The sequence below is a fragment of the Pseudomonas sp. WS 5051 genome, from assembly GCF_012985715.1.
Classification (GTDB): Bacteria; Pseudomonadota; Gammaproteobacteria; order Pseudomonadales; family Pseudomonadaceae; genus Aquipseudomonas; species Aquipseudomonas bubulae.
This window is the reverse complement of sequence record NZ_JAAQWV010000009.1, coordinates 25,240-47,648: the sequence shown is the minus strand read 5'-3', so window position 1 is coordinate 47,648 and position 22,409 is coordinate 25,240. Positions and strand designations below refer to the sequence as shown.

The 22,409-nt window shown below is 58.2% G+C and carries 23 protein-coding genes; 16 read left to right on the top strand and 7 right to left on the bottom strand.

Translation table 11 applies throughout. The features are described 5' to 3' along the window. Positions 1-69: 69 nt before the first annotated feature. The 3 genes from ccoM to HBN79_RS15685 all read right to left on the bottom strand — a co-directional run bounded on the left by ccoM (position 70) and on the right by HBN79_RS15685 (position 883). Positions 70-180: a cytochrome c oxidase subunit CcoM gene (ccoM, locus tag HBN79_RS24075; RefSeq protein ID WP_016779744.1), complete on the bottom strand. Its 111-nt coding sequence runs from the start codon at positions 178-180 to the stop codon at positions 70-72. A gap of 147 nt (positions 181-327) precedes the next feature. Continuing rightward, the gene (locus HBN79_RS15690) at positions 328-489 is read right to left on the bottom strand and encodes a hypothetical protein (protein WP_095003000.1); all 162 of its coding nucleotides are present in this window, start codon (positions 487-489) and stop codon (positions 328-330) included. Positions 490-568: 79 nt separating this feature from the next. Continuing rightward, positions 569-883, bottom strand: coding sequence for an aspartate-semialdehyde dehydrogenase (locus tag HBN79_RS15685; protein WP_095002999.1), 315 nt, complete (start codon positions 881-883; stop codon positions 569-571). Between the two features lie 172 nt (positions 884-1,055). Here HBN79_RS15685 and rapA point away from each other — a divergent pair, with 172 nt between their 5' ends. Then, the gene (rapA, locus tag HBN79_RS15680; protein ID WP_095019444.1) at positions 1,056-3,902 is read left to right on the top strand and encodes an RNA polymerase-associated protein RapA; all 2,847 of its coding nucleotides are present in this window, start codon (positions 1,056-1,058) and stop codon (positions 3,900-3,902) included. A 262-nt stretch (positions 3,903-4,164) separates the two neighbouring features. Then, on the top strand, positions 4,165-6,153 hold the full coding sequence (locus tag HBN79_RS15675) for an EAL domain-containing protein (RefSeq protein ID WP_095027025.1): 1,989 nt from the start codon (positions 4,165-4,167) through the stop codon (positions 6,151-6,153). Between the two features lie 155 nt (positions 6,154-6,308). Here the strand turns inward: HBN79_RS15675 and HBN79_RS15670 are convergent, their stop codons facing one another. Further along, positions 6,309-6,614: a DUF2288 domain-containing protein gene (locus HBN79_RS15670; protein ID WP_095002996.1), complete on the bottom strand. Its 306-nt coding sequence runs from the start codon at positions 6,612-6,614 to the stop codon at positions 6,309-6,311. A 360-nt stretch (positions 6,615-6,974) separates the two neighbouring features. Here HBN79_RS15670 and HBN79_RS15665 point away from each other — a divergent pair, with 360 nt between their 5' ends. From HBN79_RS15665 to HBN79_RS15625, 9 genes are all read left to right on the top strand, one after another. Beyond that, on the top strand, positions 6,975-8,102 hold the full coding sequence (locus HBN79_RS15665; RefSeq protein WP_095002995.1) for a branched-chain amino acid ABC transporter substrate-binding protein: 1,128 nt from the start codon (positions 6,975-6,977) through the stop codon (positions 8,100-8,102). Positions 8,103-8,351: 249 nt separating this feature from the next. Further along, a complete protein-coding gene (gene livH, locus HBN79_RS15660) occupies positions 8,352-9,275 on the top strand; it encodes a high-affinity branched-chain amino acid ABC transporter permease LivH (protein ID WP_016779736.1) in 924 nt (307 codons plus the stop codon). Beyond that, positions 9,272-10,528, top strand: a complete 1,257-nt coding sequence (locus HBN79_RS15655) for a high-affinity branched-chain amino acid ABC transporter permease LivM (RefSeq protein WP_095002994.1) — start codon at positions 9,272-9,274, stop codon at positions 10,526-10,528. Before livH ends, HBN79_RS15655 begins: the two co-directional genes overlap by 4 nt. Further along, positions 10,525-11,292, top strand: a complete 768-nt coding sequence (gene livG / locus HBN79_RS15650) for a high-affinity branched-chain amino acid ABC transporter ATP-binding protein LivG (RefSeq protein ID WP_095002993.1) — start codon at positions 10,525-10,527, stop codon at positions 11,290-11,292. The genes HBN79_RS15655 and livG overlap by 4 nt, the downstream gene beginning before the upstream one ends. Position 11,293: 1 nt before the next feature. After that, entirely contained in the window at positions 11,294-11,995 is a 702-nt protein-coding gene (locus HBN79_RS15645; protein ID WP_095002992.1) for an ABC transporter ATP-binding protein, read from the top strand. Between the two features lie 294 nt (positions 11,996-12,289). Then, complete coding sequence (locus HBN79_RS15640) at positions 12,290-12,592, top strand: DUF2282 domain-containing protein (protein WP_095002991.1); 303 nt, start codon at positions 12,290-12,292, stop codon at positions 12,590-12,592. Positions 12,593-12,614: 22 nt separating this feature from the next. Next, positions 12,615-13,493, top strand: a complete 879-nt coding sequence (locus HBN79_RS15635) for a DUF692 domain-containing protein (RefSeq protein WP_169916870.1) — start codon at positions 12,615-12,617, stop codon at positions 13,491-13,493. Then, positions 13,490-14,263, top strand: a complete 774-nt coding sequence (locus HBN79_RS15630) for a DNA-binding domain-containing protein (protein WP_169916869.1) — start codon at positions 13,490-13,492, stop codon at positions 14,261-14,263. The genes HBN79_RS15635 and HBN79_RS15630 overlap by 4 nt, the downstream gene beginning before the upstream one ends. Then, positions 14,260-14,763 carry a DoxX family protein gene (locus HBN79_RS15625; RefSeq protein WP_095002988.1) on the top strand — a complete coding sequence of 168 codons (504 nt, stop codon included), beginning with the start codon at positions 14,260-14,262 and terminating at the stop codon, positions 14,761-14,763. Before HBN79_RS15630 ends, HBN79_RS15625 begins: the two co-directional genes overlap by 4 nt. Here the strand turns inward: HBN79_RS15625 and HBN79_RS15620 are convergent. After that, complete coding sequence (locus tag HBN79_RS15620; protein ID WP_095002987.1) at positions 14,760-15,668, bottom strand: LysR family transcriptional regulator; 909 nt, start codon at positions 15,666-15,668, stop codon at positions 14,760-14,762. The two genes, HBN79_RS15625 and HBN79_RS15620, sit on opposite strands and share 4 nt — an antisense overlap. Positions 15,669-15,772: 104 nt before the next feature. Between HBN79_RS15620 and HBN79_RS15615 the strand changes: the two genes are divergently transcribed. From HBN79_RS15615 to HBN79_RS15595, 5 genes are all read left to right on the top strand, one after another. Then, entirely contained in the window at positions 15,773-16,372 is a 600-nt protein-coding gene (locus tag HBN79_RS15615; protein WP_095002986.1) for a short chain dehydrogenase, read from the top strand. Positions 16,373-16,432: 60 nt separating this feature from the next. Continuing rightward, the gene (locus HBN79_RS15610; protein ID WP_169916891.1) at positions 16,433-17,104 is read left to right on the top strand and encodes a hypothetical protein; all 672 of its coding nucleotides are present in this window, start codon (positions 16,433-16,435) and stop codon (positions 17,102-17,104) included. Positions 17,105-17,194: 90 nt separating this feature from the next. Continuing rightward, positions 17,195-18,805, top strand: coding sequence for an NAD(P)/FAD-dependent oxidoreductase (locus tag HBN79_RS15605; protein WP_095002984.1), 1,611 nt, complete (start codon positions 17,195-17,197; stop codon positions 18,803-18,805). 358 nt (positions 18,806-19,163) lie between these two features. Continuing rightward, positions 19,164-20,342, top strand: coding sequence for a Na+/H+ antiporter NhaA (nhaA, locus tag HBN79_RS15600; protein ID WP_095002983.1), 1,179 nt, complete (start codon positions 19,164-19,166; stop codon positions 20,340-20,342). 74 nt (positions 20,343-20,416) lie between these two features. Continuing rightward, on the top strand, positions 20,417-21,016 hold the full coding sequence (locus HBN79_RS15595) for a hypothetical protein (protein ID WP_095002982.1): 600 nt from the start codon (positions 20,417-20,419) through the stop codon (positions 21,014-21,016). A gap of 73 nt (positions 21,017-21,089) precedes the next feature. Here the strand turns inward: HBN79_RS15595 and HBN79_RS15590 are convergent, their stop codons facing one another. Together HBN79_RS15590 and pdxH are read right to left on the bottom strand one after the other, a co-directional pair. Continuing rightward, positions 21,090-21,554, bottom strand: a complete 465-nt coding sequence (locus HBN79_RS15590) for a glycine zipper 2TM domain-containing protein (RefSeq protein WP_095002981.1) — start codon at positions 21,552-21,554, stop codon at positions 21,090-21,092. Positions 21,555-21,744: 190 nt separating this feature from the next. After that, positions 21,745-22,392, bottom strand: coding sequence for a pyridoxamine 5'-phosphate oxidase (gene pdxH, locus HBN79_RS15585; protein WP_095002980.1), 648 nt, complete (start codon positions 22,390-22,392; stop codon positions 21,745-21,747). Positions 22,393-22,409: the final 17 nt, after the last annotated feature.

Here is a 22,409-nt window from a genome sequence, read left to right as displayed (position 1 = left end):
AGGCAAAAAAATAGGCGACCGAAGTCGCCCAAAATGCCTTGCGTGCTCATGCCATGGAAAGACCCGGCGCTATTTGCGCTTCTGCGAGTCTTTCCAGATAAAAATGCCCAGACCGGCGAAAAACAAAACCATGAGGCCGACAGTAAGTACTCCGGCGATAACCACATTATCGAGAAACATGACGGCCTCCTGCGCTCTGTTTGTGTGTCTGTTGAAGCTAGATTAACCAGACATGCAGGCGCACAACTTGACCGGGATCAATAGTGACCCACGGCCAGCCGGCAGTTGAGGGGGTTAGTTGACGCAGATCATCGAAAACGCGGCAGTTCAGCGCTTTTTCGGTTTTTTCTTCGGCTTTTTCGCCGTTTTAGCCAACGGCATTGCCTGTTCGAACGCCTTGCGCACCTCGTTCAGGCGCTTTTCATTGAGGTCATGTACCCGTTTGGCGCGCTCGGCGCCCAGGTCAACCAGCTTGGTGTCTTGGCTCATAAGCAAATCAGACCACTGTCAGTATGTTTCAGTACGCCAATAATGCGATGCACATTCGGCCCTGACCAGAAAAAACCACCTAGACCTTGATATCAACCCACACACCCTGGCGCTGCATGCCATCGGCCAAGGGTTCAACCGGCACCTCGTCAACCACCTGCGGGAGCGTACTCCCCTGCTCCCGGGATTCGCGGCGGCGCTGTTCCTGCTGACGCCGTTGCTCCTCACGCAACAATAAAGTGGCCTGGTCGGCATCGCTGTGCTTGAGGTCAATGGCACTTTCGCTGGAGCTGGCCTGGGCCGGCACCACAGGCGGAATGTCCGGGCGCGGGCGAACCGGATCCTGCCCGGAGGTAACCGGTACTGCGCCAAGGGGCAAAATGGACGGCAGCATGGTGATTGTTCTCCTGTCTTCTGGCTATTTGCGCGAACCGGCAATCGTGAACCATTGGTCGATAACCGGGCTGACACCCTGGCAAACCGGACAGCTTTTTTTGAGAGTCCTTTGGACTGAGGCCCTTGATCCGTTAATATACTCGGCTTTTTCAAAGCGGGAGTCAGGCAGCATGGCGCAGCAGTATCAACCGGGGCAACGCTGGATTAGTGACAGCGAAGCAGAGCTAGGTTTGGGCACCGTTCTGGCACAGGACGGTCGCTTGCTGACCGTGCTCTATCCGGCCACTGGCGAAACCCGCCAATATTCGCTGCGCAACGCACCGCTCACGCGCGTACGGTTCTCGCCGGGTGACACCATCATCCACTTCGAAGGCTGGAAGATGACCGTGCGCGAAGTTGAGGACGTTGACGGCCTGATGGTCTACCACGGCCTCAACGAGCGAAACGAAGCCGTCACCCTGCCAGAGACCCAACTGTCGAACTTTATCCAGTTCCGTCTGGCCAGTGACCGTCTGTTTGCCGGGCAAATCGACCCGCTGTCCTGGTTCTCCCTGCGCTACCACACCCTCGAACACACCAGCCGCCAGCTGCAATCGCCGCTGTGGGGCCTGGGTGGCGTACGTGCGCAACCTATTGCGCACCAACTGCATATCGCCCGCGAAGTCGCTGACCGCATCGCCCCTCGGGTTTTGCTGGCCGACGAAGTGGGCCTGGGCAAAACCATCGAAGCCGGTCTGGTGATCCACCGCCAGCTGCTCAGTGGCCGCGCCAACCGTGTATTGATCGTAGTCCCGGAAAACCTGCAGCACCAATGGCTGGTCGAGATGCGTCGACGCTTCAATCTTGAAGTGGCGTTGTTCGACGAAGAGCGCTTTATCGAAAGCGACGCCAGCAACCCGTTCGAAGACTGCCAGCTGGCCCTGGTTGCCCTGGAATGGCTGGTGGACGATCCCAAGGCCCAGGCAGCGCTGTTTGATGCCGACTGGGACCTGCTGGTAGTCGACGAAGCTCACCACCTGGTGTGGCACGAAGACAACGTCAGCCCCGAGTACGGCCTGGTTGAACAACTCGCCGGCGTAATCCCGGGCGTGCTGCTGCTCACTGCAACCCCGGAACAACTGGGCCAGGACAGCCACTTTGCGCGCTTGCGCCTGCTGGACCCGAACCGCTTCCACGACCTGGCCGCCTTCCGCGCCGAAAGCGAAAACTACCGCCCGGTGGCTCAGGCCGTACAGGAACTGCTGGATAAAGGCAGCCTGTCCCCTGAAGCCCATAAAACCATCCACGGTTTCCTCGGCGCCGAAGGCGATACCCTGCTGGCCGCCGTCAATGCTGGCGATGCCGAGGCCAGCGCCCGCCTGGTGCGCGAACTGCTTGACCGCCACGGCACCGGCCGCGTGCTGTTCCGTAATACCCGCGCCGCGATCCAGGGCTTCCCGGAGCGCAAACTGCATGCCTACCCGCTGCCGTGCCCGGCCGAATACCTTGAGCTGCCGTTGGGCGAACACGCCGAGCTGTACCCTGAAGTCAGCTTCCAGGCCCAGCCGGACGCCAGCGATGAAGAGCGTTGGTGGAACTTCGACCCGCGGGTCGAATGGCTGATCGACACCCTGAAAATGCTCAAGCGCACCAAGGTGCTGGTGATCTGCGCCCACGCCGAAACCGCGATGGATCTGGAAGACGCCCTGCGCGTGCGTTCCGGTATTCCTGCAACGGTCTTCCACGAAGGCATGAACATTCTTGAGCGTGACCGCGCTGCGGCCTACTTCGCTGACGAAGAGTTCGGCGCTCAGGTGTTGATCTGTTCCGAAATCGGCAGTGAAGGCCGTAACTTCCAGTTTGCCCACCACCTGGTGCTGTTCGACCTGCCATCCCACCCGGATTTGCTGGAGCAGCGGATTGGCCGTCTGGACCGGATCGGCCAGAAGCACGTGATCGAGCTGCACGTACCGTACCTTGAGACCAGCCCGCAACAGCGCCTGTTCCAGTGGTACCACGAAGCGCTGAACGCGTTCCTCAACACCTGCCCGACCGGTAACGCCCTGCAACACCAGTTCGGTCCTCGTTTGCTGCCATTGCTGGAAGCTGCGGACGACCAAGAGTGGCAAGCACTGATCGACGAAGCCCGGGTTGAACGTGAGCGTCTGGAGCAAGAGCTGCACACCGGCCGCGACCGTTTGCTGGAGCTTAACTCCGGTGGTTCGGGTGAAGGTGAAGCACTGGTTGAGGCGATCCTTGAGCAAGACGATCAGTTCACCCTGCCGATCTACATGGAAACCCTGTTCAACGCCTTTGGCATCGACAGCGAAGACCACTCGGAAAACGCGCTGATCCTCAAGCCCAGCGAAAAAATGCTCGACGCCAGCTTCCCCCTGGGTGACGACGAAGGCGTGACCATCACCTACGATCGCGAGCAGGCCCTGTCGCGCGAAGACATGCAGTTCATCACCTGGGAGCACCCGATGGTGCAAGGCGGCATGGACCTGGTGCTGTCGGGTTCGATGGGCAACACCGCCGTCGCCCTGATCAAGAACAAGGCCCTCAAGCCCGGTACCGTACTGCTCGAGCTGATTTACGTCAGTGAAGTGGTTGCCCCCCGCTCCCTGCAACTGGGCCGCTACCTGCCGCCGGCCGCCCTGCGCTGCCTGCTCGATGCCAATGGCAACGACCTGTCGTCGCGCGTGGCCTTCGACACCTTGAACGAACAGCTGGAAAGCGTTCCCCGCGCCAGCGCCAACAAGTTCGTTCAGGCCCAGCGCGACCAACTGACGCCTAAAATCAACGCAGGCGAAGCCAAAATCGCGCCACGTCATGCGGAACGCGTGGCCGAAGCCCAGCGCCGTCTGGCAGCCGACACGGAAGAAGAACTGGCCCGCCTGACTGCCCTGCAGGCTGTCAACCCGAGCGTGCGCGAGAGCGAACTGATTGCCCTGCGCAAGCAGCGCGAACAAAGCCTGGCCATGCTTGAGAAAGCCGCCCTGCGCCTTGAAGCCATTCGGGTTCTGGTAGCGGGTTAAAACCCATGAGCTGTGGGAGCGGGCTTGCTCGCGATAGGATCAATGAGGTGAAACTGAATCACCGCGTTAATCCTATCGCGAGCAAGCCCGCTCCCACATTTCTGACAGTCCCGATCTAACTTAACTAACTATAAACCCCCGCCCTAATAACAAAATGATAACCATCATTTTGCCATCACCCCTGTCACAGCCAATCCAGCTTCTATACTCGATCTCAAGCTAGCACCCAACGACTAGCGCATCTGGATCGCCGAGGCGTGCAATGGAAAGTCCGGGGTTGCAACTTTTGGCCGAATCCGCAGAAAACGGGCAACTGCTGTTGATCGGCGGCTATAACCCCTATCTGCTGTTTCTCGCCTGGCTCGTTGCCTGTACTGCCTGCGTGGCCACGCTGAATCTGCTCGACCGCGCAGCCAATGCCGAAAAAACTGCGGCAAGAACCATTTGGCGATGGATAGCTGTCGCTTGCCTGACCATCGGCATCTGGGCGATGCACAGCATCTGCATCCTGGCCTTTGACTCCCCGCTCGAAGCTCGCTACGGCGTTGTTATCGCGCTTGGCTCATTGCTGATTGCCCTGATTATTGTGCAAACCCTCGACAACACTACAGCCTGGCGCCCAAACAGCCGCCTGCTCCATCAGTTATTCAAATATGCCCTGTGCATGCTTGCTGCTGGCGGCCTGCTCAGCACTCACTTGCTCATTGGCAATACACTGGCTGGCAATTCGGATGCAGGCAGCAATAACTGGCAGCCGGCCCTTGTGCTGGCCGTGATCACCCTGTTGCTGATTGGCAGTTGCATCAGCGCCACGATTGTCGACAAGAAACTGCAACTCAAGGAGCACGACCTGCGCCGCGTCAATGCCCTGCTCAGCCAGCTCGACCAGGCGCGCGCATCCTTGCAGCAAGTGGCCCACTACGACCCGCTGACCAATCTGATCAACCGTCGCGGCTTCAATCAGCTGTTTGCTGAAAAACTCATCGACTGCGCCACCAGGAACACCAGGCTTGCGGTAATGTTTCTCGACATTGACCACTTCAAACGCATCAACGACAGCCTGGGTCACGATGCCGGGGACGAATTGCTCAAGACAATCGCCACCCGCATCAAGCACGCTACCCGCAGCCACGATGACGTTGTTGCACGCTTTGGCGGAGACGAGTTCTGCATCCTGTTCAGCCTGAGCCAGCGCGATGAAGCACAAGGCATGGCCCAGCGCATCATGCTCAAGCTCAAAGAGCCCATTGAGCTGTCAGGTCGCCAAATGGTCATGACCACCAGTATTGGCATCAGCGTGTACCCGGATGATGGCACCACCAGTGCCGAATTGCTCAAGCATGCCGACCTGGCGCTCTACCAGTCCAAGGGCAGCGGGCGTAACAACCTCAATTTTTTCAGCCCGAGCCTGAAAACCCGAGCCTCGCTGGAGCTGCAAATCGAAGAGGAACTGCGCAACGCGCTTAACGAGGACAAGGGGCTGTCCCTGCATTACCAGCCCATCTTCGACCTCAAGAGTGGCCGGGTCGCCAAACTGGAGGCGCTGATACGCTGGCAGCATCCCGAACACGGGCTGCTCGGCCCTGATCGTTTTATCAGCATCGCCGAGGCCAACGGGCTGATCGCCAGGCTCGACCATTGGGTGTTGCGCAAAGCCTGTCATGACCTCGCCGCCCTCTCCCGCCTGGGCTGGCAGCACCTGGGCATAGCCGTTAACTGTTCGGCGCTGAATCTGGTACGGGTTGAGTTGGCCGACGAAATCGAAAACGCCCTGCGCACATCAGGCGTTGCTGCACACCGGCTGGAGCTGGAAGTCACAGAAAACGCCCTGATGTGCAACCTGAGCAGCACCTCGCAATTGTTACGACAGATCCGTGCACTGGGTGTATCCCTGTCCATTGACGATTTCGGTACCGGATATTCGTCCCTGGCCTACCTAAAGCGTCTGCCGCTTAACACCCTGAAAATTGATCGCACTTTTATTCAAGACATCCCGGCCTCCAGCCAGGACATGGAGATCGTTCAGGCCATTATCCTCATGGCCCATACCCTGCACCTGCAAGTAGTCACCGAGGGGGTTGAAACCATCCAACAGTTCGAATTTCTCAACCAGTTCGGCTGCGACTTTATCCAGGGCTATCTGCTCAGCCGGCCTGTGCCCTTTGAGGCGCTGCCAGAGATTCTTCAACAACTCGACAAGCGCCCTGTGCCCGCTCCCGATCACGCCACCTTCGTACTTACCAACCAATAGCGGTACAGCCAGATCCCAGGCACAAAAAAACGCCACAGTGGCGACTGTGGCGTTTCTCTACGGCATATTGCCACTACGTGAAGACGGGTTACTGAGCTACACACTCCGGGCTCTTCACAGCGGTGCAAATAAATGCGCCGGCTTGGTGCGCAGGTTTAATTTTGCGCCCTTTCCTGGACCATCACCCAAGGTGAAACCACCACTGCCCATAGCTGAGGGTCGCGCTCAAGAACGTCTAGCGCCTGCGCCTCAGTCATCCTGCCAAGCAGCCCGGATGCCATCCAGGCCGCGACTTTCTCTGCATCATCCTGAGTCACGGCCTGCGCCGCCTCGATCAAGTCCAGAGCGGGTTCGACCCACAGCAAATCCCCTTTGGCGAAGAAGGGTTGCAACGCTTTCCATTCAATTGTTGAGGTCTCGCCAAGCAGCTTGGCATAGAGGGTGCTAGGTTCTTGATTCATGGGTTTCACCGGGAAAAAAAATCGGCGTCATGATAACGCCGCATACCCGGTAGAAAAACCCGGCTTTACTGGTAATAAAACGTGGCAAGAGCTGAGGGCCAAGGTCAAACCGGTTGATATGGCAACATTCAGATAACTATCAACCGATGAATCCGCCGCCATTTTGTCTTTTTCTTACGTTTAAGCGACATTCTCTGTTTTTTCCCTCGCCAGCACGCTATTCAAGCGCTGAAGCGGCGCTCTACACTGTACCGGTACAGTTGCAAGGGGAATTGACCGGGAATTTCGCTACAAGAAGACCCGGTCCGGCTGCCTTGGCTTCCAGGACTATAAAAATTACAACAGAAGAGTGGAGCACCAATAAAGATGGCTACGAAGCAGATTACTAAACTGTTTGCCGCTATGGTTTTGGCCGGGTTCGCCAGCCATTCATTTGCCGCAGACACCATCAAGATCGGTATTGCCGGCCCTAAAACCGGGCCTCTGACTCAGTACGGCGACATGCAGTTTGCTGGTGCAAAAATGGCCATCGAACAAATCAACGCCAAGGGCGGCGTTGATGGCAAAAAACTAGAAGCGGTTGACTACGATGACGCCTGCGACCCGAAACAAGCGGTTGCCGTTGCCAACAAAGTGGTCAATGACGGTATCAAGTACGTAGTCGGTCACCTGTGCTCCAGCTCCACCCAGCCTGCTTCGGACATTTACGAAGACGAAGGCATCATCATGATTACCCCGGCCGCCACCGGCCCGGAAATCACCGCTCGTGGCTACAAGATGATCTTCCGCACCATCGGTCTGGACAGCGCCCAGGGCCCTGCCGCCGGTAACTACATCGCGGATCACGTCAAGCCCAAGGTCGTTGCGGTATTGCACGACAAACAACAATACGGTGAAGGCATCGCCAGCGCCGTTAAAAAGACCCTCGAAGACAAAGGCATCAAGGTTGCTGTCTTTGAAGGCGTCAACGCCGGTGAAAAAGACTATTCCTCGGTCATCGCCAAGCTCAAGCAAGCCAACGTCGACTTCGTCTACTACGGCGGCTACCACCCTGAGTTGGGTCTGATCCTGCGCCAGGCCAAAGAAAAAGGCCTGAACGCCAAGTTCATGGGCCCTGAAGGTGTGGGCAACGAGTCCATCTCGCAAATCGCCCAGGGCGCTTCCGAAGGCCTGCTGGTCACCCTGCCAAAAGCGTTCGACGCCGATCCGGAAAACAAGGCACTGGTTGATGCTTTCGCTGCCAAGAAGCAGGACCCAACCGGTCCATTCGTGTTCCCGGCCTACGCCGCAGTTGAAGTGATTGCCGGCGGTATCGAGCAGGCGAAAAGCGAAGATCCGGCCAAAGTCGCTGAAGCCATCCACAAAGGTACGTTCAAAACGCCTACCGGTAACCTGAAGTTTGACGCCAAGGGTGACGTGGAAGACTTCAAGTTCGTGGTCTACGAATGGCACTTCGGCAAGCCAAAAACTGAAGTAAGCCCTCAGTAAGGGTCGGTTCCTGACCTGAAAACCAAGCCCACTGCTCAAGCGGTGGGTTTTGTTTTACAGGCCCGCGGTTCATGGAAATGGGGCCGCGCTTTCGTGATCCGAAAGCCTGCCCACCTGAAAATCTTTAAAACCGTCACCAGCGGTTCGCTGGCAGAAGACCTGTGCTCCAAGTGGGTGAAAACCCATACGGCCCGGGCCGGAAAATGACTCCACCAGTGAAATGCGTCTCAGGTTTTTAGGAGCTTTGTAATGCCTGACATCTATCACTTCTTCCAAATGCTGGTTAACGGCCTCAACGTTGGCAGCACCTATGCCCTGATCGCCATCGGCTATACGATGGTTTACGGCATTATTGGAATGATCAACTTCGCCCATGGCGAGGTGTACATGATTGGTTCCTATATTGCGTTTATCGCCATCGCCGGCCTGACCATGATGGGTCTGGACAGCGTACCGCTACTGCTGACTGCCGCGTTTATCGCCAGCATCGTGGTCACCAGCGCCTACGGCTACAGCATTGAACGGGTTGCTTACCGTCCATTGCGTGGCAGTAACCGCCTGATCCCGCTGATTTCGGCCATCGGCATGTCGATCTTCCTGCAAAACACCGTGCTACTGGCACAAGACTCCAAAGACAAATCGATCCCCAACCTGATCCCCGGCGGCTTCACCTTTGGCCCTGGAGGTGCCAGCGAAGTTATCGTCTCCTACATGCAGATCGTGGTTTTCGTTGTCACTTTCCTCGCCATGCTCGGTCTGACCCTGTTTATCTCACGCTCCCGCATGGGTCGTGCCTGCCGCGCCTGCGCCGAAGACATGAAGATGGCCAACCTGTTGGGTATCAACACCAACAACGTTATTGCGCTGACCTTCGTGATCGGTGCTGCCCTGGCCGCTGTTGCTGCGGTGCTGATCAGCGTGCAATACGGCGTGATCAACCCCAACGCGGGTTTCCTGGTAGGTCTCAAAGCCTTTACCGCAGCGGTACTGGGTGGCATTGGCAGCATTCCTGGCGCGATGCTCGGTGGCCTGGTGCTGGGTGTGGCTGAAGCCTTCGGTGCCGATATTTTCGGCGACCAGTACAAAGACGTTGTGGCTTTTGGCTTGCTGGTACTGGTGCTGCTGTTCCGTCCGACCGGCATTCTGGGGCGTCCGGAGATTGAAAAAGTATGACTAGGAATCTTAAGTCGGCGCTCTTCAGCGCCCTGTTGGTCTGGGCCGTCGCCTACCCGGTACTCGGCCTGAAACTGACTATCGTCGGGATCAACATCGAAGTTCACAACACCAGCACCTTTACCCTGAGCGTGATCGCGATCTGCTCCTTGCTGATGTTTGTGCGCGTGTTGTTCAACCAGCAACTGACCACAGCCTGGAGAAACTCCCCCAGCCTGCCGAAAGTGCCCACCAAGGCCACCAACTTCCTGACCCTGCCCAGCACTCAACGCTGGATCATTCTCGGTCTGGTCGTTGTGGCATTGATCTGGCCGTTCTACGGTTCTCGTGGTGCAGTGGATATCGCCACACTGATCCTGATCTATGTGATGCTCGGCCTGGGCCTGAACATCGTGGTAGGCCTGGCTGGCCTGCTTGACCTCGGTTATGTCGGCTTTTATGCCGTAGGCGCCTATACCTATGCCCTGCTCGCGCATTACTTCGGGCTGAGCTTCTGGATCTGCCTGCCTTTGGCCGGATTGATGGCGGCTACCTTTGGCTTCCTGCTGGGTTTCCCGGTGTTGCGCTTGCGCGGTGACTATCTGGCCATCGTGACGCTGGGCTTCGGTGAAATCATCCGCCTGTTCCTGCGTAACCTGACGGACATCACCGGCGGGCCAAACGGTATCAGCAACATCCCGAAACCAACGTTGTTCGGCCTGAGCTTCGACAGAACCGCCGCCGAGGGCATGCAAACCTTTCACGAGTACTTCGGCATCGCCTACAACTCGATCAACAAGGTAATTTTCCTCTACCTGATCGCGCTGGTGCTGGTACTGCTGGTGTTGTTCGTCATTAACCGCCTGCTGCGCATGCCGATCGGCCGCGCTTGGGAAGCTCTGCGTGAAGACGAAATCGCCTGCCGTGCACTGGGCCTGAATCCGACCGTGATCAAGCTGTCGGCCTTCACCCTGGGCGCTACCTTTGCCGGTTTTGCTGGCAGTTTCTTTGCCGCACGTCAGGGCCTGGTAACGCCTGAGTCGTTCACCTTCCTTGAGTCGGCGATCATCCTGGCCATCGTGGTACTGGGCGGCATGGGCTCGCAACTGGGGGTCATCCTGGCCGCCGTGGTCATGATCCTGCTGCCCGAAATGATGCGTGAATTCAGCGAATACCGCATGTTGCTGTTCGGAGCCCTGATGGTGCTGATGATGATCTGGCGTCCACAAGGTCTGCTGCCTATGCAACGTCCTCACCTGGAGCTGCGAAAATGAGCCGCGAGTTACTGAAAGTCAGCGGCCTGAGCATGCGCTTTGGCGGCCTGTTGGCGGTAAACGGCGTAGCCTTGACCGTCAAGGAAAAACAGGTGGTGTCGATGATCGGCCCTAACGGTGCCGGCAAGACCACCGTATTCAACTGCCTGACCGGTTTTTACAAACCGTCTGCGGGCAGCATCGTCCTCGATGGCGAGTCGATCGAAGGCCTGCCGGGTCATGAGATCGCGCGCAAAGGCGTGGTCCGCACTTTCCAGAACGTGCGCCTGTTCAAGGACATGACCGCGGTTGAGAACCTGCTGATTGCCCAGCATCGCCACCTCAACACCAACTTCCTGTCGGGCCTGTTCAAGACCCCGTCATTTCGCAAAAGCGAACGTGATGCCATGGACTACGCCGCGTACTGGCTCGACAAGGTCAACCTGACCGAGTTCGCCAACCGCCCGGCGGGCACCCTGGCCTACGGGCAGCAGCGACGCCTGGAAATCGCCCGTTGCATGATGACGCGCCCGCGCATCCTGATGCTCGACGAACCGGCTGCAGGCCTGAACCCCAAGGAAACCGAAGACCTCAAGGCGCTGATCAGCGTATTGCGCAATGAGCACAACGCCACCGTGCTGTTGATCGAGCACGACATGAAACTGGTCATGAGCATTTCCGACCATATCGTGGTGATCAACCAGGGCACGCCTTTGGCTGACGGGACCCCGGAACAGATCCGCGACAACCCTGAAGTGATCAAAGCCTATTTGGGGGAAGCGTAAAATGCTGCAATTCGAAAACGTTTCGACCTTTTACGGCAAGATCCAGGCCCTGCACAGCGTCAATGTAGAGGTGCGCCAGGGTGAGATTGTGACCCTGATCGGCGCCAACGGTGCCGGCAAGTCGACCCTGATGATGACCCTGTGCGGCTCGCCTCAGGCTCATAGCGGCAGCATTCGCTACCTGGGTGAAGAACTGGTGGGGTTGAGCTCGGCCCAGATCATGCGCAAAAGCATCGCCGTTGTACCTGAAGGGCGTCGGGTGTTTGCTCGTTTGACCGTGGAAGAAAACCTGGCTATGGGCGGGTTCTTTACCGAAAAACGGGAATACGAGGAGCAAATGGACAAGGTTCTGCACCTGTTCCCGCGCTTGAAGGAACGCTTTACCCAACGCGGTGGCACCATGTCCGGTGGCGAACAGCAAATGCTTGCCATTGGCCGTGCGTTGATGAGCAAACCCAAGCTGTTGTTGCTTGATGAGCCATCACTGGGGTTGGCACCGATCATCATTCAGCAGATTTTCGATATCATCGAACAGCTGCGCAATGAGGGTGTAACGGTGTTTCTGGTGGAGCAGAACGCCAACCAGGCACTGAAAATTGCTGACCGTGCCTATGTGCTGGAAAACGGCCGGGTGGTGATGCAAGGCACTGGCGAGCAATTGCTCAACGATCCGAAAGTGCGTGACGCCTACCTGGGCGGCTAAACCTGCCTGCGACACACAACGGCCCTTCGGGGCCGTTTCTTGTTAAACGACGCATAAGCTGTCGAAACTCTGTTGTATATCTAGCCCTATTGTGGGAGCGAGCCTGCTCGCGAAGGTCGTTCGCGAGCAGGCTCGTTCCCACAGGTTTACGTTTTTCCTGTAGCCGCTGACGAGGAGCAAAGGCTGCGATCGGCTACATAAAAATAATTCAGATCAGTTGTAACAACGCCCCCCCTTGCCTCTCTAGTTGGGTAACCCGGCAGCAATCGCTACCGGAATTTCTGGAGAGTCACCATGAAAAACCAAACCACCCGCACCTTGTCTGCCGCAGCCCTGGCTCTTGCTCTGGGGTCGGCTCTGAGTATTGCCGCCCTGCCCGCTCAGGCTGCCGACGACATGGAAAAATGCTTCGGGGTTGCCATGAAAGGGCATAACGATTGCGCCGCCGGCGCTGGCACTACCTGTGCTGGCTCCGCCAAAACCGATCATCAGGCCAATGCCTGGAAACTCGTCCCAAAAGGGACCTGCGAAAAAACCGCCAGCAACACCTCACCAACCGGCTTTGGCCAACTGGCTGCCTACAAAGGCAAGTCCTGATCCGCGCCGCCGAGTGTTGATAATGCACAGCCCGCTTGCTTCGCTTATCGCGCCTCGTGCGCCCCGGCTCCCGCCTCGTGCGGGGCTGGGGCTCAAGGCCGATCACTTTGTGGATGTACTTGCGAGCCGCCCAGACATCGGGTTCTTTGAAGTGCATGCCGAGAACTTCATGGTAGCTGGCGGCCCTTTCCACCATTACCTGGGCTTGATCCGCGAACATTACCCGCTGTCAATTCATGGCGTTGGCCTGTCGATTGGCGGCGAAAGCCCGCTCAATACCGAACACTTGCGCCGCCTGAGCCTATTGCTCGAGCGTTACCAGCCGCAGATGTTTTCCGAACATCTGGCATGGTCCTCCCACGGGCCATTATTCCTCAATGATCTGCTGCCTTTGCGCTATGACACCGCCACGCTGCACCGGGTATGCGCGCATATGGACCAGGCACAGGATGTGTTGAAGCGCCAGATACTGCTGGAAAACCCCGCGACCTATATCGAGTTCGACGAGGCCCAATTCGACGAAGCCGGTTTTATTCAGGAAGTCATAAGCCGTACCGGCTGTGGCCTTTTGCTGGATGTAAACAATGTGTATGTGTCATGCATCAACCACGCCCGCGATCCTGTTGTCTATCTCGATGCCTTGCCCCTTCAGGCCGTAGGTGAGGTTCATCTGGCGGGTTTTGCTGAAGAAGCAGACAGCCTGGGTCAACGCTTGCTGATCGATAACCACGGCGCACCTGTCGATCAAGCGGTATGGGCGCTGTACCAGCAAGTACTGGACCGAATTGGCCCGATGGCCACCCTGATCGAACGCGACAATCATCTGCCCCCTCTCACCGAACTGCTTCAGGAAGCCCGCTTAGCTGACCGCTACCTGTTCAGCGCACAGGTGCAGCCATGAAACTACAAGAAACATTCAGTGCAGCATTGCTCAATCCACACACGCCCGCCCCCACAGGCATTGCCTGCTACAACGGCGACATTGACCGCCGTTTCGCGGTATATCGTAACAATGTGCAAAGCGGACTGATCAACGCGCTGGCCACCAGCTATCCCGTTGTTGCGCAATTGGTGGGTGAGGCCTTTTTTCAGGCCATGGCGCAGATATTTATTCAAAAACACCCACCCGACAGCCCGGTCATGAGCGCCTATGGCAGCCAGTTCGCCGGTTTTATCAATGCCTTTGCACCCGCCAGAAGCGTGCCCTACCTGGCGGACGTGGCTCGCCTTGAGCGTTTGTGTGTGCAGGCCTTTCACGCCGCAGACGTGTGCGCCGTAAACCCCGGGCTGCTGGCTCAGGCGTTCAACAGCCCCGAGGGGCTGCCCCATTTACACCTGCAACTGCACCCCGGTGTCGCATCGCTGCATTCACCCTACGCCATCGCGTCCTTGTGGGCGGCGCACCAACGCCAGGGACAGATACAGGGACTGGACACGCGCCAACCACAAAGCGTCCTGGTAATACGCAATGAATTGCGCGTGGAGGTATTCACGGTCAGCTCAGGGTGCGCAGTATTTGTGCACTTGCTCAAAGCGGGGAATGCCCTGGGGTTGGCCGCGGCCCATGCCCTGGAAGCCGACCCAGACTTTAACCTGGGCCAGGCCCTGGCACTGTTGATTAGCAATAACACCATCACCGGCTTACAACCCGCCCTCGAGGCCTCGCCATGAATACTCAAACAATAAGCCCCGGCCTGCTACAGCGCTGGATCGGAGGCGCAATCGGGCTGTTGCACTGCATACCCGACACACTGATCGCCTTTGTCGCACGCTTTTCCATTGCGGCGGTGTTCTGGAAATCAGGCCAGACCAAGGTTGAAGGTTTGGCAATCGATCTGGTTGAAGGCACCTTTCAACTCGGTATGCCGCATCTGTCTGACTCTGCGCTGTACTTGTTCAGTACGGAATACAAAGTCCCGCTACTCTCCCCCGAGGTGGCTGCTCACGCTGCCGCCTTCAGCGAGCATGTTTTCCCGGTGCTGATCCTGCTGGGCTTGGCCACCCGGTTCTCGGCGCTGGCACTGCTGGCCATGAGCATGACCATCCAGCTGTTCGTATACCCTGATGCCTACCCGACTCACGGCACCTGGATCGCGGTCTTGTTGTACTTGATGGCCAAGGGCCCGGGTGCGCTGTCGATTGATCATCTGATTGCACAGCGTTTTCGTTAAAGCAGGTCAATGGCCTCACCATTACTCTGGAACCAGCCCACCAGGAAATCCGCCAATACCTGAGTACGCCTGGGCAAACCGCCTTGATAAGGGTGAACCAGATACATGGGGTTGCTGCGCGTTTGATAGTCACGCAACAAGCCACGCAGGCGCCCATCAGCCAACTCGCAGCCAAGCATGTACGAGGGCAAGCGGGCGATGCCGGCACCGATCACGGCCGCTTTTTTCAGCAGACTGTAGTGATTGCTGGCAAACGACCCCGAGACCCGCACTCGTTGCAGTTCATGCTGGCGGTGGTAGTGCCACTCCTCACGACCGCTGTAGTGGCTGTTAAGCAGACAGCGGTGCTCGACCAGTTCTTGCGGCGTAACCGGCTCGCCGTATTGCTCAAGATAGGCAGGGCTGGCGCAGGTGATCTCGTGCCAGTTAAGCACCTGCTTGGCCACCAGCCGTTCATGGCTGGCAACCTGCGAGCGTATCGCCAGATCAAACCCTTCCCGCACCATATCGCGATAGCTGTTGTTGAGCTCCAGCTCGATCTGCACCTGCGGGTATTCGCGGGAAAACTCCAGCAACAGCGAATCAAAGAAGGTCTCGCCCAGGGATACGGGCACGGTCATGCGTACCGGGCCTGCAACATCATCCTTTAGCCGGGCAAGTGCCTGACGTGCCCGCTCCACTTGCACCACCAGCGCCTGGGCTTGTGGCAGTAGCGCCGCGCCAGCCGCCGTAAGGCTCAAGCGCCGGGTGGTGCGATGCAGCAACACCACCGAAAACTGCGCCTCAAGCTGGCTGATACGCTTGGACAGCTGCCCCTTGCTGCAGCCCAGTTGCTGGGCGGCCAAGGTAAAACTGCCAGCGTCGATCAAGACCGCGAACGCAGCCAGATCATCCATTTCACTCATGGATTGTTTCCATATGAAAACCAAAGGTTGCCTATTAGTGCGCTTATCCCACTTAAAAAGCACCACTAGACTGAGCACTCACGTCATCCACAAAGGCACACAACATGAAAATCCTCTTGATCGGCGCTCACGGCACCATCGGTTCAGCCATTCGCCGCGAGTTGTCACCGCGCCATGAGATCGTAGAAATTGGTCGAAAAAGCGGGGATTATCAGGTCGATATCAGCGACAGTGAATCAATCCGCCAACTCTTCGCGCAAACCGGGCGCTTCGATGCGCTGATCTGTGCCGCCGGTAACGTCACGTTCGCCGCACTGGCTGACATGAGCGAAAGCGACTTCGCCCTCGGTTTGCAGGACAAGTTGATGGGCCAGGTCAATCTGCTGCTGATTGGCCGCGAGTTTGCCAACGATGGGGCCTCGTTCACCTTCACCAGCGGCGTTATCAACCGCGAGCCGATCCGTACCGGCAGTTCGGCGGCGCTGGTCAACGCGGCACTTGACGGTTTTGTAAAAGCAGCCGCCATTGAGTTGCCACGGGGCCTGCGGGTCAACTCGGTGAGCCCTACGGTCCTGGAAGAAGCGATGGACAAATACGCCCCGTACTTTCGCGGCTTCAAGCCTGTATCGGGCGCCGATGTGGCCCTGGCTTACGCCAAAAGCGTGGAAGGCTTGCAAACCGGGCAGACATTCACCGTAGGTTGAATCACTTGTGATGCATCGCTAGGCTGAGTAACGTGGCGACACCCTTCAGGAGTGCCCATGATGCGTTTTGCCCGTTCCTTAGCTTTGTTCGCCTTGCTGCCCGTGTTTGCCGGTTGCCAGATGTTCAGCAGCACACCTGCCGACACCACCGCAGGTCAAACCCGCCTGCAGGGCGAGCTGGTATCGGCCAATGGTCAATTGGTGTTTCAACCCTGCGTCGGCCAACAGCGCTATGTAGTTCGTGACAGCGCCGACACCACGCTGGTGCAGGACGCGACCTACATGCCCAATAAACCGGGCAAGTTGTTCGCCGATATCCGCGGCCGTTTTAGCGCCAGCACAACAGCCGGTACAGACGGTGAAGTCGAGCTGCAGCAACTCTACCGCCTGGAGCGCAGCAACAGCGCCTGCCAGGATCCCAACTTCAAGCAGGTGACCGTGCACGCCAACGGCAATGGCCCGGCCTGGGAAGTGCAAGCCGGGGGCAAGGGCATGGTGCTCAAGCGCGAAGGCCAGCCCGACCTGGCGCTGCCCTACGTTGAAGAACAGGTCGGCGATGGCCGCTTCTCCCTGTCCACCGAGGCCAACAATCAGCGCATCGAGCTGTGGGTGGCCCCACAACGCTGCACCGACAGTGCCAATGGCAGCGTGCAACATCTGAGCGCCGAGCTACGGATCAACGGTCAAGTCCAGCGCGGCTGCGGCTATTTTGGTGGCGCCCGTAACGACTAACCGATAACTGTTGCCGCATATTGCCCCGAAGCAGCTTACAATTAGCGGTTCTGCCAGGGTTTACCTGGCCCCCGATACTGGACACTGTCAATGTTACGAATCACCGAACTCAAGCTGCCGATCGACCATCCCGATGAAGACCTGCGCCCTGCCATCCTGCAGCGCCTGGGCATCGAAAGTGATGACCTGGTCGATTTCACCTTGTTCAAGCGCAGCTACGATGCGCGTAAAAAATCGTCCGAACTGTGCTTCATCTACACCATCGATGTGAGTGTGCGCGATGAAGCGCCGCTGCTGCTCAAGTTCGCCGACGATCGTAACGTCAATCCAGCGCCGGACGTCAGTTACAAGGTCGTCGGCCAGGCTCCCCAGGACTTGACCGAGCGTCCGATTGTGGTCGGCTTCGGCCCCTGCGGTATTTTCGCCGGGCTGCTGCTGGCACAAATGGGTTTCAAGCCGATCATTCTTGAACGTGGTACCGAAGTGCGCCAGCGCACCAAGGACACCTGGGGCCTGTGGCGTAAAAACGTACTCAACCCCGAGTCCAATGTGCAGTTTGGCGAAGGCGGTGCCGGTACGTTCTCGGACGGCAAGCTCTACAGCCAGATCAAGGACCCGAAACACCACGGCCGCAAGGTGCTGCACGAGTTCGTCAAGGCCGGCGCGCCGGACGAGATCCTCTATGTCAGCAAGCCGCATATCGGTACGTTCCGCCTGACCGGTGTGGTCGAAAATATGCGCCAGCAGATCATCGCGCTGGGCGGCGAAGTGCGTTTTCAACAACGCGTGACTGATGTGCTGATCGACAACGGTCAACTGACCGGTGTGATCCTGGCAGATGGCGAGCAACTGAATGCTCGCCACGTGATCATGGCGCTGGGCCATAGCGCCCGGGACACCTTCCGCATGCTCCACGATCGTGGCGTGTATATGGAAGCCAAGCCGTTCTCGGTAGGTTTCCGTATCGAGCACCCGCAGTCGCTGATCGACAGTGCGCGCCTGGGCAAGTATGCCGGCCACCCGAAGCTGGGCGCTGCCGATTACAAACTGGTGCACCACGCCAAAAACGGTCGCTCGGTGTACAGCTTCTGCATGTGCCCGGGTGGCACCGTGGTTGCGGCAACCAGCGAACCGGGCCGTGTTGTGACCAACGGCATGAGCCAGTATTCGCGTAACGAACGCAATGCCAACTCGGGCATCGTGGTCGGCATTACGCCTGAAGACTACCCGGGTGGTCCGTTGGCCGGCATCGAGCTGCAAGAACGTCTCGAATCCCACGCCTATGTGCTGGGCGGCAGCAACTACGAAGCTCCGGCGCAACTGGTGGGTGACTTTATTGCGGGCAAACCGTCCACGGCCCTGGGCAGCGTCGAGCCATCCTATAAGCCGGGTGTGTCTTTGGGTGACTTGGCCCTGGCCCTGCCGGACTTCGCCATTGAAGCCATCCGTGAAGCACTGCCGGCGTTCGAGAAGCAGATCAAGGGCTTCTCGATGCATGATGCCATTCTCACCGGCATCGAAACCCGTACCTCGTCGCCGCTGCGCATGACCCGTGATGCGTCGATGCAGAGCCTTAACGTCAAGGGCTTGTTCCCGGCAGGCGAAGGCGCTGGCTACGCTGGCGGGATTCTGTCGGCAGGTGTCGACGGTATCCGTATTGCCGAAGCTGTAGCGCGCGACATTCTGGGTATCGAAGCCTAGGTTTTGACTCGGTAGGGGCTGCAGCCCTGACATGTAGGAGCGGGCTTGCTCGCGATGCATTCACCACGGTTTGCCAGGCAGACCGTAGCGCCTGTATCGCGAGCAAGCCCGCTCCCACACAGCCACCGCCTTCTCCTTCTTCAGGCGGGATCCTTGCTGAAAAACCAGCAAAGCTGGTCTATTTCCTACAGCCTTCACAGGCACAAATCAGACTCAATTTGACACACAACTGCTAGGCTCTTGAGCGGTGTGTGAGCACGCCGTTGCTTATAACAAAAAAGAATATAGTTTTTGTTTTAACCACTAACCCCACAGGTTAGGGTGTCGCACCTTATTACCTAATTGATGGAGAGCGACCTTGCCTCTGCGTAGCACTTTCACTCGGTTCTTTCAGTTGGAAGCTGCCAGCGGTCTGCTGTTGATTGCCGCGGCCGCTCTGGCTCTGATCGTCAATAACTCACCGCTTTCCCATTACTACACGGCCTTCCTGGACGTGCCGGTAGCGGTGCAAATCGGCGCCCTGCAAATTGCCAAACCGTCGCTGCTGTGGATCAACGATGGCCTGATGGCCTTGTTTTTTCTGCTGATCGGCCTTGAGGTTAAACGCGAACTGCTCGAAGGCCAGCTGTCCAAGCCCTCACAGGTGGTGCTGCCCGGCGCGGCGGCAATCGGCGGCATGGTGGTACCGGCGCTGATCTACTGGTTCATCAACAAAGATTACCCGGACGCTCTCGGCGGCTGGGCCATCCCCATGGCCACCGACATCGCCTTCGCCCTCGGCGTGCTGGCCCTGCTCGGCAAGCGTGTACCGGTGTCGCTGAAGCTGTTCCTGATGACCCTGGCGATCATCGATGACCTGGGGGCAATCATCGTGATTGCGGTGTTCTACTCCAGCGAGTTGTCGGGTGTGTCCCTGCTGCTGGCGGCGGCATGCCTGATCGCGCTGATTGCCATGAACCGCATGGGAGTGATCAAGGTCGCACCTTATATGATCGTCGGCCTGATCCTCTGGGTGTGCGTACTCAAAAGCGGTGTGCATGCCACATTGGCAGGTGTAACGCTGGCATTCTGTATTCCGCTGCGCACCAAGAACTCAGAAACTTCACCGCTGATGAGCATCGAGCATGCCCTGCATCCCTGGGTGGCTTACGCGATTCTGCCGTTGTTTGCCTTCGCCAATGCGGGTGTATCACTGGCGGGTGTCAGCCTGCACAGTTTTGTCAGCCATGTGCCTATGGGCATTGCCGCAGGCTTGCTGATTGGCAAAACCCTTGGCGTGTTCGGCCTGACCTGGATCGCCATCAAGACCGGCATGGCCGCGCTGCCGGCAGGCGCCAACTGGGGCCAGGTGTTTGGCGTGGCCATCCTGTGCGGCATCGGCTTCACCATGAGTCTGTTTGTGGGCTCACTGGCGTTCGTTGCAGGCAGCGATTATGTAGGCATGGACCGTATGGGCATCCTTACCGGCTCGATCCTCGCAGCACTGATCGGCTATGGTGTTACGCTGTTCTTTAGCCGTAAACAGCCGGTGGCGTAACCCTGATGTTGCTCACTCAGGCTGGCTCTCACAGAGACACAGCCCGCCTGAGTGAACAACCAAAAGAGAGAAACGTGGTCGATAAAATGCAGATTGTGCAATACGCCGGCATCACCGTGATGTTCCCGGCAGCGCTGGTGATTGCTGCCTGGTTATGGCTGGGCGCATCCAGAAAAATCGCTTTGCTGTGGTTGGGCGTGCTGGTGACTGCCTACCTGGTGGTGGGCGTCAGCAAGATCCTGTTCAAGGGCTGGGGCGTTGGCCTGCATGACCTGGGCATTGCCGTATTCAGCGGCCACGCCATGAATGCTTGCCTGGTCTTCACCGTGTTGCTCAACCTGCTGTGCCAACAGCTTGATCAGCGCTTGCGCTGGCCTGCACTCGGGGTCGGGTTGCTGGCGACCTGGTGGTTCGCCATCAATTACGTCGCCCTCACCATCCACCCTTTGCCGGAAGCCATCGCCGGAGCGCTGATAGGCTCTGTCGCCGCCTGCGTATTTGTGTTCAGCCTCAGGCAGTACAACGTCAGTCACGTCCCTCGACCTGCCCTGACACTGGGGCTGGCGGTGGTGATGGCCTTCAGCTGTATGCCCAAGTACACGGCAGAACGCTTGCTGGACCATATCGCCATAACGCTGTCTGGGGCCGAGCAGGCATTCAAGCACTCGTCCTGAGCTGCTTTACAGCCATAAAAAACCCCGGCCAGTTAGCACTGGCCGGGGTTTTGTTTTTACGCTGTCGCCTGTTTTACTGGGTAACGCGGCTGGTACCGTCAACGGTCATGATGCGCACGCGCTCACCGGTACGGAATACCTGGTTAGGCTCAACCTGCTGAACATAAGCACGGGTGCTGCCGTCGTCTTCACGCACGGTGATTTCCACACCCTGGGTCTTGGTCAGGCCCGACTCGGCTGCCGAGCCCAGCAAACCACCGGCCACGGCGCCGATCACTGCGGTGACGATGCTGCCACGACCGCCACCGATGGCGCTGCCGCCTACACCACCCACGATAGCGCCAGTCGCAGCGCCGATCGGGGTCTTGGTGCCTTCAATTTGCACAGGACGCAGGGCAACGATGGTGCCCATACGAACGGTCTGTACACGTCGGGCTTCGTCGCGCGAGTAGGTGTCGCCGGTCAAGCTCGATGTGCAGCCGCCCAACAAAACAGTCATGGTAGAGAATGCTGCAACCAACAGAACGGACTTACGCATGGGATCAACTCCAAAATAACAGGGATTCATTAAACTCCGCAGCCGGTAACCTGTCACGGCACAGGGCGGATAAAAGGGCTTTATTCAGCGTCTGTACAGTAACAATAGCGCTGTTTGCCCACACAAGACTTCGCAAAGAGTAGCGCGAAATAGCCGGTTTGCATTGCGCGCCTTGCTGTAGAGGGTGCCTTCAGGGTGCCAGGCGCTCACGCACCCAGTCTGCCCCCTCACGCCGATAGTTGAGGCGATCGTGCAGGCGACTCGGGCGCCCCTGCCAGAACTCGATGCGCTCGGGCAGCAAGCGATAACCGCCCCAGTGCTCGGGGCAATGGGGCTGGCTGTCACTGAAGCGCGCCTCGGTGGCTTTGAGCAGCTCGACCAGTTCATCGCGATCAGCAATCACCTGGCTTTGCGGCGAGGCCCAGGCCCCGATCCGGCTGCCCAGGGGGCGAACCTGATAGTAGGCATCGGACTCTTGCGCAGTGACCTTGACCACCTGACCCTCGATGCGTACCTGACGCTCAAGGGTTGGCCAGAAAAAGGTCATGGCCGCGAACGGGCGCTCGGCCAACTGCTGGCCCTTGGCACTGGTGTAGTTGGTGAAAAAGGTAAAACCCTGTTCATCCAGCCCCTTGAGCAACAACACCCGACAATGCGGCCGCCCGCGGGCGTCCACCGTGGCCAGGGTCATGGCATTGGCCTCGACCGGTGGCTGCTCGGTTTTCACCGCATCGCCGAACCACTGATGAAACAGCGCGAAAGGCTCGGCCGGGGCCTGAGCCTCGGCCAGCCCGTCACGGGTGTAGTCACGTCGCATATCCGCCAGTGCTTGAGTCATGCCCCCATCCTTCCTTG

What these genes read in the sequence shown, in the direction of transcription:
- HBN79_RS15690 (WP_095003000.1), bottom strand. Translation starts at nt 489, where the DNA reads ATGAGCCAAGACACCAAGCTGGTTGACCTGGGCGCCGAGCGCGCCAAA.
- HBN79_RS15685 (WP_095002999.1), bottom strand. Translation starts at nt 883, where the DNA reads ATGCTGCCGTCCATTTTGCCCCTTGGCGCAGTACCGGTTACCTCCGGG.
- HBN79_RS15640 (WP_095002991.1), top strand. Translation starts at nt 12,290, where the DNA reads ATGAAAAACCAAACCACCCGCACCTTGTCTGCCGCAGCCCTGGCTCTT.
- pdxH (WP_095002980.1), bottom strand. Translation starts at nt 22,392, where the DNA reads ATGACTCAAGCACTGGCGGATATGCGACGTGACTACACCCGTGACGGG.
- HBN79_RS15675 (WP_095027025.1), top strand. Translation starts at nt 4,165, where the DNA reads ATGGAAAGTCCGGGGTTGCAACTTTTGGCCGAATCCGCAGAAAACGGG.
- HBN79_RS15635 (WP_169916870.1), top strand. Translation starts at nt 12,615, where the DNA reads ATGCACAGCCCGCTTGCTTCGCTTATCGCGCCTCGTGCGCCCCGGCTC.
- HBN79_RS15625 (WP_095002988.1), top strand. Translation starts at nt 14,260, where the DNA reads ATGAATACTCAAACAATAAGCCCCGGCCTGCTACAGCGCTGGATCGGA.
- ccoM (WP_016779744.1), bottom strand. Translation starts at nt 180, where the DNA reads ATGTTTCTCGATAATGTGGTTATCGCCGGAGTACTTACTGTCGGCCTC.
- HBN79_RS15645 (WP_095002992.1), top strand. Translation starts at nt 11,294, where the DNA reads ATGCTGCAATTCGAAAACGTTTCGACCTTTTACGGCAAGATCCAGGCC.
- HBN79_RS15590 (WP_095002981.1), bottom strand. Translation starts at nt 21,554, where the DNA reads ATGCGTAAGTCCGTTCTGTTGGTTGCAGCATTCTCTACCATGACTGTT.
- livH (WP_016779736.1), top strand. Translation starts at nt 8,352, where the DNA reads ATGCCTGACATCTATCACTTCTTCCAAATGCTGGTTAACGGCCTCAAC.
- HBN79_RS15670 (WP_095002996.1), bottom strand. Translation starts at nt 6,614, where the DNA reads ATGAATCAAGAACCTAGCACCCTCTATGCCAAGCTGCTTGGCGAGACC.
- livG (WP_095002993.1), top strand. Translation starts at nt 10,525, where the DNA reads ATGAGCCGCGAGTTACTGAAAGTCAGCGGCCTGAGCATGCGCTTTGGC.
- HBN79_RS15605 (WP_095002984.1), top strand. Translation starts at nt 17,195, where the DNA reads ATGTTACGAATCACCGAACTCAAGCTGCCGATCGACCATCCCGATGAA.
- HBN79_RS15620 (WP_095002987.1), bottom strand. Translation starts at nt 15,668, where the DNA reads ATGAGTGAAATGGATGATCTGGCTGCGTTCGCGGTCTTGATCGACGCT.
- HBN79_RS15615 (WP_095002986.1), top strand. Translation starts at nt 15,773, where the DNA reads ATGAAAATCCTCTTGATCGGCGCTCACGGCACCATCGGTTCAGCCATT.
- HBN79_RS15610 (WP_169916891.1), top strand. Translation starts at nt 16,433, where the DNA reads ATGCGTTTTGCCCGTTCCTTAGCTTTGTTCGCCTTGCTGCCCGTGTTT.
- HBN79_RS15630 (WP_169916869.1), top strand. Translation starts at nt 13,490, where the DNA reads ATGAAACTACAAGAAACATTCAGTGCAGCATTGCTCAATCCACACACG.
- rapA (WP_095019444.1), top strand. Translation starts at nt 1,056, where the DNA reads ATGGCGCAGCAGTATCAACCGGGGCAACGCTGGATTAGTGACAGCGAA.
- HBN79_RS15655 (WP_095002994.1), top strand. Translation starts at nt 9,272, where the DNA reads ATGACTAGGAATCTTAAGTCGGCGCTCTTCAGCGCCCTGTTGGTCTGG.